The sequence below is a fragment of the Methyloversatilis sp. XJ19-49 genome, from assembly GCF_024580145.1.
In the GTDB taxonomy this organism is placed as follows: Bacteria; Pseudomonadota; Gammaproteobacteria; order Burkholderiales; family Rhodocyclaceae; genus Methyloversatilis.
The window spans coordinates 49,594-63,968 of sequence record NZ_JANINI010000006.1; the positions used below are offsets into that span (position 1 = coordinate 49,594).

At 65.9% G+C, this 14,375-nt stretch carries 13 protein-coding genes; 3 read left to right on the forward strand and 10 right to left on the reverse strand.

The window, feature by feature from the left end; all coding sequences use genetic code 11:
- The 3 genes from NMQ16_RS08700 to arsA all read left to right on the forward strand — a co-directional run.
- Positions 1–241 (forward strand): DnaJ C-terminal domain-containing protein (locus tag NMQ16_RS08700; protein WP_373566770.1); only part of this gene is annotated, 241 nt, incomplete at its 5' end.
- A gap of 3 nt (positions 242–244) precedes the next feature.
- Positions 245–553, forward strand: coding sequence for a chaperone modulator CbpM (locus NMQ16_RS08705; protein WP_257080176.1), 309 nt, complete (start codon positions 245–247; stop codon positions 551–553).
- Positions 554–563: 10 nt separating this feature from the next.
- Positions 564–2,345, forward strand: coding sequence for an arsenical pump-driving ATPase (gene arsA / locus NMQ16_RS08710; protein WP_306441756.1), 1,782 nt, complete (start codon positions 564–566; stop codon positions 2,343–2,345).
- On the opposite strand, the gene NMQ16_RS08715 is transcribed toward arsA, so the two are convergent.
- The 10 genes from NMQ16_RS08715 to NMQ16_RS08760 all read right to left on the reverse strand — a co-directional run bounded on the left by NMQ16_RS08715 (position 2,332) and on the right by NMQ16_RS08760 (position 14,264).
- Positions 2,332–2,943: a lipocalin family protein gene (locus NMQ16_RS08715; RefSeq protein WP_257080177.1), complete on the reverse strand. Its 612-nt coding sequence runs from the start codon at positions 2,941–2,943 to the stop codon at positions 2,332–2,334. The two genes, arsA and NMQ16_RS08715, sit on opposite strands and share 14 nt — an antisense overlap.
- 41 nt (positions 2,944–2,984) lie before the next feature.
- Positions 2,985–3,347 (reverse strand): putative quinol monooxygenase, encoded by a 363-nt coding sequence (locus NMQ16_RS08720; RefSeq protein ID WP_257080178.1) that lies wholly within the window; start codon positions 3,345–3,347, stop codon positions 2,985–2,987.
- Between the two features lie 530 nt (positions 3,348–3,877).
- Positions 3,878–4,276, reverse strand: a complete 399-nt coding sequence (locus tag NMQ16_RS08725) for a hypothetical protein (RefSeq protein WP_257080179.1) — start codon at positions 4,274–4,276, stop codon at positions 3,878–3,880.
- 26 nt (positions 4,277–4,302) lie between these two features.
- The gene (locus NMQ16_RS08730; RefSeq protein WP_257080180.1) at positions 4,303–4,998 is read right to left on the reverse strand and encodes a carbonic anhydrase; all 696 of its coding nucleotides are present in this window, start codon (positions 4,996–4,998) and stop codon (positions 4,303–4,305) included.
- Positions 4,999–5,004: 6 nt separating this feature from the next.
- Positions 5,005–5,787, reverse strand: coding sequence for a peptidylprolyl isomerase (locus NMQ16_RS08735; protein ID WP_257080181.1), 783 nt, complete (start codon positions 5,785–5,787; stop codon positions 5,005–5,007).
- A 10-nt stretch (positions 5,788–5,797) separates the two neighbouring features.
- Positions 5,798–6,535: a respiratory nitrate reductase subunit gamma gene (narI, locus tag NMQ16_RS08740; RefSeq protein ID WP_257080182.1), complete on the reverse strand. Its 738-nt coding sequence runs from the start codon at positions 6,533–6,535 to the stop codon at positions 5,798–5,800.
- Positions 6,532–7,233, reverse strand: a complete 702-nt coding sequence (gene narJ, locus NMQ16_RS08745; protein WP_257080183.1) for a nitrate reductase molybdenum cofactor assembly chaperone — start codon at positions 7,231–7,233, stop codon at positions 6,532–6,534. Before narJ ends, narI begins: the two co-directional genes overlap by 4 nt.
- Positions 7,234–7,235: 2 nt before the next feature.
- A complete protein-coding gene (gene narH, locus NMQ16_RS08750) occupies positions 7,236–8,759 on the reverse strand; it encodes a nitrate reductase subunit beta (protein WP_257080184.1) in 1,524 nt (507 codons plus the stop codon).
- Between the two features lie 11 nt (positions 8,760–8,770).
- Positions 8,771–12,565: a nitrate reductase subunit alpha gene (locus tag NMQ16_RS08755; RefSeq protein ID WP_257080185.1), complete on the reverse strand. Its 3,795-nt coding sequence runs from the start codon at positions 12,563–12,565 to the stop codon at positions 8,771–8,773.
- A gap of 43 nt (positions 12,566–12,608) precedes the next feature.
- Positions 12,609–14,264, reverse strand: a complete 1,656-nt coding sequence (locus NMQ16_RS08760) for an MFS transporter (RefSeq protein WP_257080186.1) — start codon at positions 14,262–14,264, stop codon at positions 12,609–12,611.
- Between the last annotated feature and the right edge of the window lie 111 nt (positions 14,265–14,375).

Genomic DNA, 14,375 nt, shown 5'->3' on the forward strand with positions numbered 1-14,375 from the left:
GGGCGGCCCGATCGACGTGCCGACACCGTCGGGTCCGGTGACCCTGACGGTGCCGGCAGGGTCGCAGACGGGCCGCAAGTTGCGCCTGAAATCGCGCGGCATTCCGGGTGAACCGCCCGGCGATCTGTACGTCGTGCTCGAAGTGGTGCTGCCGCCGGCCGACAATGACATCGCACGCCGCCTCTACGAAACCATGGCACGCGACCTGCACTTCGATCCGCGCCGCACAGCGGGAGCCTGAGCGATGACACACGAAGACATCCTGACCGGCGAGCTGCTTGATGACGCGCGCCTCACCCTCGACGAATTGGCGCAAGCCTGCGCCGCAGAACCCGGCTGGATCATCGAGCGGGTCGAAGCGGGTTATCTGTGCCGCATGGACGCCGGGCAACCCGAGACGTGGCGCTTCGCCAGCGCGGAACTGGTGCGTGCCCGACAGTTGCGTGCGATGGAGCGCGATTTCGATGCCAACCCGGAACTGGCCGCGCTGGTAGTGGACCTGATCGAAGAGGTGAGGGGGCTCCGCCAGCAGCTCTCGCGCATGCGACGGTGAGGGCCGTGCCATGACGATGAAACTGCTGTCAGGCGCGACGCGCTACCTCTTCTTCACCGGCAAGGGCGGCGTGGGCAAGACCTCGCTGTCCACCGCGACCGCGATCGCCCTGGCCGATGCCGGCCAGCGCGTGCTGCTGGTCAGCACCGACGCGGCGTCCAATCTCGATGAAATGCTCGGCGTGCCGCTGAGCAACCAGGCCACGCCGGTGCCCGGCGTGCCCGGTCTGTCGGTGCTCAACATCGATCCGGATGCCGCGGCCGAATCGTATCGGCAGCGGGTGCAGGACCGGATGGCGCCGGACACGACCGATGCCGAACGCGCGACCGTGCGCGAACAGTTGTCGGGCGCGTGCACGACGGAAATCGCCGCCTTCGACGAGTTCTCCGGCCTGCTCGCCGGTACCGCCGACGGCTTCGATCACGTCGTGTTCGACACCGCGCCCACCGGCCACACCTTGCGCCTGCTGAGCCTGCCCAAGGCGTGGAGCGGCTTCCTGCACGGCAACGACCGCGGTGCGTCGTGCCTCGGCCCGCACTCCGGATTGAAGATGCAGGAAGCGCGCTTCAACACTGCCCTGAGCACGCTGAGCGATGCCGGCCAGACCACTGTGGTGCTGGTGACGCGGCCCGACCACGGCGCCATCGGCGAGGCGGCGCGCACTTCGGATGAATTGCGCACGCTCGGTCTGGGCAACCAGCGACTGGTGATCAACGGCCTGTTCCGCGCGACCGATCCGGGTGATCCGGTGGCGGCCGCCATCGAAGCGCTGGGGCGCCAAGCGCTGCGCGACATGCCGGACAGCCTGCGCGCGCTGGCGCAGGACGTGGTGCCGCTGCGCGCATTCGACACGGTCGGTCTGCCGGCACTGCGCGCACTGATGTCCGACGCGCCGGCACTTCCGGTGCAGCCGCCGCGGTCGGGGGCCGATCGAGCGCCGCCCGCCGACTGTCTGGCAACGCTCGTCGATGAACTGGCCGCCGGCGATCGCGGGCTGATCATGGTGATGGGCAAGGGCGGCGTCGGCAAGACCACGATTGCCGCGGCGCTGGCGCTGGGCCTGGTGCAGCGCGGCAAGTCGGTGCATCTGAGCACGACCGATCCGGCCGCCCACCTGACCGCAACGCTGGGCACCGGGGTGCCGGGGCTGAAGGTGGATCGCATCGATCCTGCGGCGGAGACGCGGCGCTATGTCGACAAGATCATGGCGGCGCGCTCACCCGGGCTGGATGAACAGGAGCGCGCGCTGCTGCTTGAAGACCTGCGTTCGCCATGCACCGAGGAAGTGGCCGTCTTTCATGCGTTCTCGCGCATCGTCGGCGAGGCGCGCAGCGCCTTCGTGGTGCTGGACACCGCGCCGACCGGGCACTCGCTGCTGCTGATGGATGCCACCGGCGCCTATCACCGGCAGACGCTGCGCGAATACGAAGGCCGCACCGGCGCGCACTTCGTGACGCCTCTGATGCGCCTGCAGGACGCGTCCTACACCCGCATCATCCTGGTCACGCTGCCCGAGGTGACCCCGGTGTCGCAGGCCGCCGCGCTGCAGGACGACCTGCGCCGCGCGCAGATCGAACCGCATGCATGGGTGGTCAACAAGTCGATTGTCGCCGCGGGTACCCGCGATCCGCTGCTGTCCGCGCGCCTCGACGGAGAACGCGCACAGATGGCGCGCATTGCCGCCGGTCTGGCACGGCGCACGTATGTCGTGCCATGGGTGACCGAAGCGCCGGTCGGGGTGGCCGCACTGTCCGCGCTGCTCGGCGCACCGACCCGGCCTACTGCGGCGTGAGCTCGATCTTCGGAATATCGAAGCCCTTGGCAGCCAGTCGCTCAAGCAGCGCCTGATAGCGTGCCGGATCGACGCGCGGCGTTTTCGACAGCACCCACAGGTAGTCGCGGCCGGGTTCGCTGACCGCGGCGAGCTGATAGTCGGCGTCGATGTCGATGACCCAGTAGTCGCCCCACAGGAAGGGAATGAAGGACAGCCAGGCCGGCGCGAAACTCACCTTGAGCCGGGCCGAGGTCGTGCCGCCCTGCTGCAGCGCCGTGCCCTTCGCTTCGTCGAATTCGTCGTTGGCCTGCCGGCAGCGGTTCAGCACCTTGAGGCTGCCGTCGCTGTCGAGCGCGTAGTCGGCCGTCACCTGGCCGACGCACTTGCGCTGGAACCAGTTGGGATAGCGTGCGATTTCGTGCCAGGTGCCGAGGTAGCGCTGTACGTCCAGCGTGTCGATGGCGGTCAGCGGGGCGGTGGATGTCGTTCGGTGCTGTGAGTCCGGACTGGCGGACGAGCGATCCTGCGCGCCGGCTCCGCCGCATGCGAGACAGGCGGACACGGCGAGCACGGACAGCAGGCGTGCATTCGCGAAGTGGCTTCCGGCTGTCCGCACGGCGGCCGCCATCGTCCGGCGAGGCGGCCGCGTCGGCTGCATCAGCGGCGGATGCCGCCTTCTTCCAGCACGAAGTACTGCGGCTTCATGGCCGTCAGCGGATCGCGCAGCTTCGCGATTTCGGCTTCCGGTGCATGGACTTCGAGCTTGATCAGGTAGGCGATCGCGAGCGCTTCCTGCAGCAGCGCGCCGACGTTCTCGAGGTGATGCAGGATGGCCTCTGCATTGTCATAGCCTTCGCGGCAATGCGCCGTGCAGCCGCTGAACGAAAAGGCGTAATGCACGCAACCCGGTTCGCTGCGCGTGCGCTCGACGAAGCGTTTGCCTAGGGCCTTGAATTCATCGACCTTGTCGGCCGGCACGTCGAAGTACGGAACGAGGGTGCATACGGTGTCTTGATTCATGTCTGTTGCCTCCTTGGGTTCGAAATCTGCACGATATGGCTCATGCTCGCTGCCGCAATCTATCTGATGCATTGCGGAGTGGCCGGAGTATGCCTGAGCCGGGCTGCGTCGGGCACGCTCTGCCCGGCTGAGGCCGGATCGCAGTCAGTGCGGGCAGATCAAATGCCTGGACGTGTCGGCAGGCTCCGGTGCATGACGCAAGCGCGGCAGTGTTCTCCCGCATGTCTGTCGTACATCGTCGACGATCCGGCGTCGGGCTTCCCGCATCAGAGCGGCGATGGTGTCGCGCCGCAAAGCGGGGTGCGGTGATGACATCCGGAGTTGGGCATCGCTGCGCTCACCCCAACCTACGTGTTGTACCGGGCGAAGGGCGGCGGGTACGGACAATCGATGTGCATCGCCGGCAATGGGATGGACCACACCCGAAGGAGCGCCCGTATCGGGTGACAGGAGACAGCCGCAGTAGGTTGGGGTGAGCGCAGCGATGCCCAACAGGGTCGCCTGCGCCGCGAAGACTCCGGAAGCGGGGTTCAGCTGCGTTGGCCGGGGCGCAGGTGGCGAAAGGCTGCCGGTGCGTGCGACACGATGGATGACGCGACCAGCAGCAGCCAGAAGATGCCGGCGGCGAGCTGGGGCAGCACGATCATCGCGGCCACGCCTGCCAGTTTGAGCGGGATGAACAGACCGGCAAGTTCGACGGCGTGGCGCGGCTTGCTCCACACTTCGATGCCGTACAGGCCGATGCCGGTCACCAGCATCAGCGCGGCGGCTGCGGGCCGGTATGCATCGTGATCACCGAGCAGCGCGGCGCCGACCAGTACGACGCCGATCAGATGCACCGAACGCAGCGCGACCAGCAGCCAGCGGCGGCCGGGAAAGTCGCGCCGGTTGCTCGGCGCGAAGTCGTGGGGCAGGTCGTGGTTCGACATGGCGCGAGTATGACCGAGCGCCGGGCTCACCATGCATCCACCGGGCTGATGTCGTCGCCCGCGAAGGGCAGGAAAGGGCCGGTGCCGCTGTGTTCGGAACTGGACGCCGGCACGAAGGCGCCCTGATGCACGTCGAACACGTGCACTTCGCCGTCCTCGATCACGTAGTGCCAGCCGTGCAATGCGAGCTGACCTGCATCGACCTGACGGCGCACCATCGGGTAGTCCATCAGCCGTTCCAGCTGCAGCACGACGGCGCGCTGTTCAGTACGGCGCAGCGCCTCGTCGGTCAGCTGCACGGGCAACACCGCTTCGCGGCCGAGGTCGAGCCAGGCGTTCAGATTGGGCGCGTCCGGCCCGACGCCTTCGTAAAGTGCGCGCACGCCGCCGCAGTGGCTGTGACCGCACACGATGATGTGTGCCACCTTCAGGTTCAGGACGGCGTATTCGATGGCCGCCGTGGTACCGTGGAATCCGGCCAGCTGTCCGTGCTGCGCGCGGATGTCGTAGGGCGGCACGAAAGCGCCCACGTTGCGCACGATGAACAGCTCGCCCGGACCGGTGCCGGTCAGCAGATAGGGCACGAGGCGCGAATCCGAACAACCGATGAACAGGATGGTCGGGTGCTGCCCGTCGCGCACCAGATCCTGGAACCGGTCCTGCACGCCGGGAAAGGTGTGGTCGTGGAAGCGGCGCAGGCGGGCCAGCAACTCGTCGGGCATGTCGGCCTACTGCACCAGCGGCGAATCGGCGCGGTCGAGCGCGACGCCTTCGATCGCGGCCGCGCCGGCCAGCAGGCTCAGGTACTGGCGCAGGGCGGTGACGAAGCTCTGCTGGCGCAAGGCACCGGCGACCGCGCCGTGTACCGATTCGTAGCCTTGCAACCGGCCGTGGTCGCGTTCGAGCACCTCGACCACATGCAGGCCGAAGCGGCTGTGCGCAAGTCGCGGCAGCACGCCGACTTCGGCGTGACCGAACAGCTCGCGCGCGAACTCGGGGGCACAGTCGCCGGCGGTCAGCCAGCCCAGATCGCCGCCCTGTGCGCCGGTGGGGCAGTTCGAATACTTCAGCGCGGCGGGGCCGAATACATCGGCCGATTGTCCGTCGTGGCAGCGCACGTCCAGCAGCACGCCTTCGGCACGCTTGCGCAGCGCGACCACATCGACGCCCTCCGTCACTGCGAACAGGATGTGGCGCACCCGCACGCGTTCACCGGTGCGGTACGTCGCCTCGTTCGCCGCGTAGTGACGGCTGCACGCGTCGTCCGAGGGGTCGGGCACCTGCACAGACTGTTCGACCAGCATGTTGATCGCGTCGGCGGCTGCCTCGCTGATGACACCGTCCGCCGTTGCGGGGTCGTCGGCCGGCAGCAGGCCGGCGTGCTGTGCCGCCTGTCGAAGCAGTTCGGAGTAGGCGCGCTGCTGCAGCGCCTCCTGGCTGAGGTCCTCTTCGGCGGTGTTGATCGGCACGCCATTGACGCGTGCGACGCGGGACAGGTTCTCGATGGTCATGGCGAAGTCCTCAGACGCCGGCGCCGGGCTGGCGCGGCTGATTGTGACCGGCCGGCAGGTTGAGCCGGCGCGCGCGCACCACCTGATACGGACGGAACAGGTAGGACACCGACGCAAAGCCGCTCCATACATGCACGAGGCGGGTGAAGGGGAAGATCAGGAAGATGCTCATGCCGAGGAACATGTGCATCTTGAATATCCAGCCTGCCTCGGCCAGCAGTTCCGGCGCGCCGGCACGGAAGGTGACGATGCGCTGCGCCCATTCGGCCAGCCGCATCATCATGCTGCCGTCCAGATGCTGCGCCGACAGCGGGATGGTGGCCAGGCCGAGCAGCAGCTGTAGCCACAGCAGCACGGCGATGACGATGTCGCTGGTTTTCGAGGTGGCGCGGATGCGGGGTTCGCTCAGCCGGCGGTGCAGCAGCAAGGTCAGGCCGACGAAGCCGAGCAGCCCGGCCACGCCACCGGTCACCATGGCCACGATCTGCTTGTCGCCGGCTCCGATGAAGGGTTCGTAGATGAAGTGCGGCGTCAGCATGCCGAAGAAGTGGCCGAAGAACAGGAACAGCACGCCGATGTGGAACAGGTTGCTGCCCAGCCGCAGCTGGCCGCGGCGCAGCAGTTGCGACGAATCGCTCTTCCACGAGTACTGGTCGCGGTCGAAGCGCAGCAGGCTGCCGATGAAGAACACCGCGAGGCAGATGTAGGGGTAGTAGCCGAACAGCAGGTTGTCGAGCCAGGATGTCATGGTTGTACTCCTTCGGTGGCGGAGGACTTGCGAACGAGATGGATGGGTTGCACGGCGCCGGGTCTGGCCTGGCCTTGAGACGAGCAGCCGTCGAAGGCCAGTGGTTCGGCCCAGCTTTCGTCGAGTGGCTCGTCGGGCGCGATGGTGACGGCCTGAGCCGTTTCGCCCGCCAGTTCGATCAGCGCGCCGAGCACGCTGGCGTAGCCGCTCTGCCGCTGCAGCAGTGCGGAGAACACGGCGTTGAGGATGTGCGCCATCTCGGCGAGCAGTGCGCGCGCCTCTTTCGGCGGCTGCGTGGAGGCGAACTCCAGCAGCGCCGGCAGGAAGTCCGGCAGCTCGCCGGGTGCGAGATAAAGACCGGCCTTTTCGTAGGTCTGTGCCAGGTCGATCATCGCCGGACCGCGGTCGCGCGAATCGCCGTGCACATGTTCGAACAGGTGCAGCGAGGTGCTGCGGCCGCGGTCGAACAGTTCGACATAGGCCGCTTCGGTGTCGAGCACATCGGTACGGGCGAGGTGCTCGATCAAGGCGTCGAGTTCGGCGATGCGCGACGCCGACAGCGCGCCTTCGGCATGCAGCGCATCGCGCAGGTCGGTCAGATGGGCGCGCAGCGCCGCGTCCGGATAGGACAGCAGGTGGGCGGCGACGCGCAATGTGTGGGCGATGCGCCCGGTGCTGGATGCAGTGAACAGTCCCATGATCAGACCACCGCCTTGATCGGAATCGTGCGGCGTTTCGAACCGCCGAACAGGCTGGTGTCCGAACTGCCTTCCGAACAGCCGTTGCCGAACGAGAAGCCGCAGCCACCGCGCACATCGAAGGTGTTTTCCGCGTATTCGCGATGCGCACTCGGGATGACGAAGCGGTCTTCGTAGTTCGCGATGGCCATCACGTGGTACATGTCCTCGACCTCGGCCTGGGTCAGTCCGACCTGGTCCAGCGCCGCCAGATTGATCTGGCCGTCGACATGCTTCGCGCGCTGGTAGGCGCGCATCGCCAGCATGCGTTCGAGCGCGCGCACCACCGGCTGGGTGTCGCCGGCGGTCAGGAGGTTGGCCAGGTACTTCACCGGGATGCGCAGCTGATGCACGTCGGGAATCTCGCCGTTGATGCCGACCTGGCCGGCGTTGGCCGCGGCGGTGATCGGCGACAGCGGCGGCACGTACCACACCATGGGCAGCGTGCGGTACTCCGGGTGCAGCGGCAGCGCCACCTTCCACTCGACCGCCATCTTGTAGACCGGGCTGTGCCGGGCCGCTTCCATCCATGCGTCGGGGATGCCGTCGATGCGCGCCTGTTCGATCACCTTGGGGTCGTTCGGGTCGAGGAAGATGTCTAGCTGCGCCGGGTAGAGGTCACGGTCATGTTCGACCGATGCCGCTTCCTGGATGCGGTCGGCGTCATACAGCAGAACGCCGAGGTAGCGGATGCGGCCGACGCAGGTTTCCGAGCACACGGTCGGCTGGCCGGCTTCAATGCGCGGATAGCAGAAGATGCACTTCTCGGCCTTGCCGCTGGTCCAGTTGTAGTAGATCTTCTTGTACGGGCAGCCGCTGACGCACATGCGCCAGCCGCGGCACTTGTCCTGGTCAATCAGCACGATGCCGTCCTCTTCGCGCTTGTAGATCGAGCCGGACGGGCAGGAGGCGACGCAGGCCGGGTTCAGGCAGTGCTCGCACAGCCGCGGCAGATACATCATGAAGGTGTTTTCGAACTGGCCGTAGATGTCCTTCTGCACCTCTTCGAAGTTGCTGTCCTTCGAGCGCTTCGAAAATTCACCGCCGAGAATCTCTTCCCAGTTCGGGCCCCATTCGATCTTCTCCATGCGCTTGCCGGTGATCAGGCTGCGCGGCCGGGCAGTCGGCGTTGCCTTCATTTCGGGCGCCGACTGCAGGTGGTCGTAGTCGAAGGTGAAGGGCTCGTAGTAGTCGTCGATCTCCGGCAGGTGCGGGTTGGCGAATATCTTCATCAGCAGCTGCCACTTGCCGCCCTGGCGCGGCGCGATGCTGCCGTCCGCCCGGCGCACCCAGCCGCCCTGCCACTTGTCCTGGTTTTCCCATTCCTTCGGGTAGCCGATGCCCGGCTTGGTTTCGACGTTGTTGAACCATGCGTATTCCATGCCGGGGCGGCTGGTCCATACGTTCTTGCAGGTGACCGAACAGGTGTGGCAACCGATGCATTTGTCGAGATTCAGCACCATTCCGATCTGTGCGCGTATTTTCATGATCAGTATCCTCAGGCGTGAGTCGTGTCGGCCGTCGCGGCTTCGTTGTCGAGCCAGTCGATGCGCTTCATCTTGCGCACGACGACGAACTCGTCGCGGTTGGTACCGATGGTTCCGTAGTAGTTGAAGCCGTAGCTGAACTGCGCGTAGCCGCCGATCATGTGCGTGGGCTTGAGCACGATGCGGGTGACCGAGTTGTGGATGCCGCCGCGCGCGCCGGTGATTTCCGACCCCGGCGTGTTCACGATCTTTTCCTGCGCGTGATACATCATCACCATGCCCGGCTTGACCCGCTGGCTCACCACGGCGCGGGCCGCGATGGCGCCGTTCAGGTTGAACAGCTCGATCCAGTCGTTGTCGACGATGCCGACCTTCTTCGCATCGTCCTCGCTCATCCACACGCAGGGGCCGCCGCGGCTCAGCGTGAGCATCAGCAGGTTGTCGGTGTAGGTCGAGTGGATGCCCCACTTCTGGTGCGGCGTGATGAAGTTGAGCGCGATTTCCGGGTTGCCGTTCGGCTTGATGCCCTGGATGCCGGCCGTGGTCTTCAGGTCCACCGGCGGGCGGTAGCTGCTGAAGCCTTCGCCGAAGGCGATCATCCACGGGTGGTCCATGTAGAACTGCTGGCGCCCGGTCAGCGTGCGCCACGGGATCATTTCGTGCACGTTGGTGTAGCCGGCGTTGTACGACACGGTTTCCGATTCGATGCCGCTCCACGTGGGTGAGCTGATGATCTTGCGCGGCTGCGCCTGAATGTCGCGGAAGCGGATCTTCTCGTCCTCGCGGTGTATCGCCAGATGGGTATGGTCGAGCCCGGTCTGCCGGCCCAGAGCTTCCCATGCCTTCACGGCGACATGGCCGTTGGTTTCCGGTGCCAGCATCAGCACTACTTCCGCGGCGTCGATGTCGGTTTCGATCTTCGGCATGCCGCAGGTCACGCCTTCGGCCGTGACCAGACCGCTCAGTTCGCCGAGCTGCCGCACTTCGGTCTGCGTGTTCCACGCGATGCCCTTGCCGCCGTTGCCGACCTTTGCCATCAGCGGGCCGAGCGCGGTGAAGCGCTTGAACACATTCGGGTAGTCGCGCTCGACGACGACCAGATTCGGTGCGGTCTTTCCCGGAATCAGTTCGCACTCGCCGCGCCGCCAGTCCTTCACGTCGAAGGGCTGCGCCAGTTCCGACGGGCTGTCGTGCATCAGCGGCATCAGCACCAGTTCGCGTTCGACCCCGAGGTGACCGACGCACACCTCGCTGAATTTCTTCGCGAAGCCCTTGTAGATGTCCCAGTCGCTCCTCGACTGCCAGGCCGGATCGACCGCCGTCGACAGCGGGTGGATGAAGGGATGCATGTCGCTGGTATTGAGGTCGTTCTTCTCGTACCAGGTCGCCGTCGGAAGCACGATGTCGGAATACAGGCAGGTCGTGCTCATGCGGAAGTCGAGCGTCACCAGCAGGTCAAGCTTTCCTTCCGGCGCCTTGTCGTGCCAGACGACCTCGGTGGGCTTGGCCTCTTCCAGTCCGAGATCCTTGCCCTGCACGCCGTTGCTGGTGCCGAGCAGATGTTTCAGGAAGTACTCGTGGCCCTTGCCGCTCGACCCCAGCAGGTTGGAACGCCACACGAACATGTTGCGCGGCCAGTTGTCCGGGTGGTCGGGGTCGGTGCAGCTCATCTTCAGCGTGCCGTCCTTGAGCCCCTTGACGGCGTACTCTTTCGGATCCAGGCCGGCGCCCGCCGCATCGCGCACCACCTGCAGCGGATTGGTCTGCAGCTGCGGCGCCGACGGCAGCCAGCCCATGCGTTCGGCGCGCACGTTGTAGTCGATCATGCTGCCGCCGTACATCTTTGCGTCGGCCAGCGGCGAAATGACTTCTTCCATGCCCAGCTTTTCGTAGCGCCACTGATCGGTGTGCGCGTAGAAGAAGCTGGTGCTGTTCATCTGCCGCGGCGGGCGTATCCAGTCGAGCGCGAAGGCCAGTGCCGTCCAGCCGGTCTGCGGGCGCAGTTTCTCCTGGCCGACGTAATGCGCCCAGCCACCGCCGCTCTGGCCGATGCAGCCGCACATCATCAGCATGTTGATGACGCCGCGGTAGTTCATGTCGCTGTGATACCAGTGATTCATCGCCGCACCGATGATGACCATCGACTTGCCGTGCGTCTTGTGCGCGTTCTCCGCGAACTGGCGCGCCACGGTGATCAGCTGCGCACGCGGCGTGCCGGTGATGCGCTCCTGCCAGGCCGGCGTGTAGGGCGTGTCGTCGTCGAAGTCCTTCGCGGCCAGCTCACCCTGCAGGCCGCGCGCCACGCCGTAGTTGGCGACCTGCAGATCGAACACCGTGGCGACCAGCGCTTCACGCTTCTCGCCCGCCTTGCCGAGTGCGATGCGCTGCACCGGCACGGTGCGGACCAGCACGTCGGTCTGCGTGTTGTGCGGGAAATGCTCGCTGACGATGCCGCCAAAGTAGGGGAAGCCCACCTTCGCGGTTTCGCCGCTCGGCGTGTCGCCTTCGAGCAGTGACAGTCTGAGGTTCACGTCGTTGCCGTGGCGCGCCTCCTTCGCTTCCAGGTTCCACTGGCCCTCGTCGGCGCGTCCGTCCGGACCCCAGCGGAAACCGATGGCGCCGTGCGGCAGCACGACCTTGCCCTCGTCGTCGAAGGCGACCGTCTTCCACTCCGGATTGTTGGCCTGGCCGAGCTTGCCGTTGAAGTCGGATGCGCGCACGTAGCGGTCCGGCACCATGATGACTTCGCCGCTCGGCAGCGTGTGCTCCTTCAGCATCACCAGCATCGGCATGTCGGTGTAGCGGCGCACGTAGTCGTCGAAGTAGGGGCTGCGTTCACCGGTTTCCGGAAAGTAGAACTCCTTCAGGATGACATGGCCCATGGCCATCGCCACCGCGGCATCGGTGCCCTGCTTCGGGTTCATCCAGATGTCGGCCAGCTTGGCGACTTCGGAGTAGTCGGGGGTGATCGCCACCGTCTTCGCGCCCTTGTAGCGCACCTCGGTGAAGAAGTGCGCGTCCGGCGTGCGCGTCTGCGGCACGTTGGAGCCCCAGGCGATGATGTAGGTCGAGTTGTACCAGTCAGCCGATTCCGGCACGTCCGTCTGTTCGCCCCAGATCTGCGGGCTGGACGGCGGCAGGTCGCAGTACCAGTCGTAGAAGCTCATGCAGACGCCGCCGATCAGGCTCAGGTAACGCGAGCCTGCGGCGTAGCTCACCATCGACATGGCCGGAATGGGCGAAAAGCCGATGATGCGGTCCGGCCCGTGCTGCTTGATGGTGTAGACGTTCGCGGCGGCGATGATCTCGTTCACTTCGTCCCAGCTCGAGCGGACAAAGCCGCCGAGGCCGCGCACCTGCTGGTAGTCGCGCCGCTTGGCGTCGTTCTCCACGATGGAGGCCCAGGCTTCGACCGGGCCATGCGCCAGGCGCGCCTCGCGCCAGCTCTTCAGCAAGCGGCCGCGCACCATCGGGTACTTCACGCGGTTGGCGCTGTACAGGTACCAGCTGTAGCTGGCACCGCGTGCGCAGCCGCGTGGCTCGTGGTTGGGCATGTCCCAGCGCGTACGCGGGTAGTCGGTCTGCTGGGTTTCCCAGGTGACGATGCCGCCCTTGACGTAGATCTTCCACGAACAGGAGCCCGTGCAATTCACGCCGTGCGTCGAACGCACGATCTTGTCGTGCGCCCAGCGGTCGCGGTAGGCGTCTTCCCAGCTGCGGTCCTCGCCGGTGGCGACGCCGTGGTCACCCGAAAAGCTTTCCTTCGGGTTCGAGAAGTGGTTCAGGCGGTCGAGAAAATGGCTCATGAGTATTTCTCCGTGTGGCGTGCCGGATGGCGGCGTAAGCGGGTCAGGGGTTCTTCACGTACGCGTTGGCGCGCAGGTAGAACCACCAGTTGAGAATCAGGCAGATGGCGTAGAAGGCGGCGAAGCCATACATCGCGACTTCGGGGGTTCCGGCCTTGATCTGTTCGCCGATGACGACCGGTGCGATGAAGGCACCGTAGGCGGCGACGGCCGAGGTCCAGCCCAGCACCGGACCGGCCTGGGTGCGGTCGAAGATGACGCCTATGGTGCGGAAGGTCGAGCCGTTGCCGATGCCGCTGGCGAAGAACAGCACCATGAACAGGCCGAGGAACATCGGGAAGTACTGTTCCGGCGTGGCCGAGCCGTAGGCCTGCATCATCACGTAACCCACTGCAACGGACGCGACGGCCATCGCGACCGAAATCACCTGGGTGACGATGGAGCCGCCGAGCTTGTCGGATATCCAGCCGCCCAGCGGTCGCACGGCGGCGCCTACGAAGGGGCCGATCCAGGCGTAGGTCAGTGCAGACGGCGCATTCGGGTTCTTCAGCGTGTGCTGCATGACACCGGCGGCATCCGGCACGTGGCTGGTGCCGAAGATGACCGTGATGGCCAGCGGCAGCGCCATCGAGAAGCCGATGAAGGAACCGAAGGTGACGATATAGAGCGCTGTCATCGACCAGGTGTGCTTGTTCCTGAAGATCGCGAACTGTCTGGTCACGCCTTCCTTCATTTCGCCGAAGGCGGCGACCTTCATGACCAGCAGCGCGAGAATGATGTCGAGCGGAATCGCCACCCACATGCTCAGCACGCCGAGACCGGTCGGGGCGGGCAGATACAGCCACAGCATGAAGATGGCGGGCACGAAGGCCAGCGTGTACAGATAGGTGATCTTGGAGAACGCGACGATCGGATTGCCGGTGTTCGGCGACACGGTCTTCAGGTTGTTCATGCCGAACCAGCACAGGACGGACAGCGGCACCAGCGACAGCACCCAGGCGAAGCCGGCGTTCTGTATCCAGGTCGGCGTGCCGGCGGCGATCTTGCCGAAGATCCAGCCGCTGTCCTTCACCAGCGTCATCGGTTCGCCACCGAAGCCGCCCAGCAGGCCGACCGTCATGACCAGCGGAATGACGATCTGCATCGTCGTGACGCCGAAATTGCCCAGACCCGCGTTCAGGCCGAGCGCCGTGCCCTGCAGCTTCTTCGGGAAGAAGGTGCTGATGTTGGACATCGAACTGGCGAAGTTGCCACCGCCCACGCCCGACCACAGCGCCATCAGCTGGAATACCCACAGCGGCCACTCCGGGTGCTGCAGCGCGATACCCGTACCGATGGCTGGTGCAAGCAGCATCGCGGTGGTCAGGAAGATGGTGTTGCGGCCGCCGGCGAGGCGGATCAGGAAGGACGCCGGGATGCGCATCGTGGCCCCGGCGATGCCGGCGATGGCGGTCAGCGTGAACAGTTCTTCCTTGGCGAACGGGAAGCCCAGGTTGAGCATCTGCACGGTGATGATGCCCCACATGCCCCAGACGGCGAATCCGCAGAGCAGCGCCGGCACCGATATCCAGAGGTTGCGGTAGGCGATCTTCTTGCCGGTGGATTCCCAGAACTGCTCGTCCTCCGGACGCCAGTCCTCGATGGTGCTGACGCCTGCCTGGGCGGGCGGCGGCGTGCCGGCGCGGGTGTTCGTGTTCATGATGTTCCTCTCGTCGGAAGTTGGGTGTCAGCCCTGCGCGCCGGCAGATTGGCCGCAGGTCGGCGTGAGCGCAGCGATCCCCTGAAGATATGTCCTGTGCAAGGGCGTGCC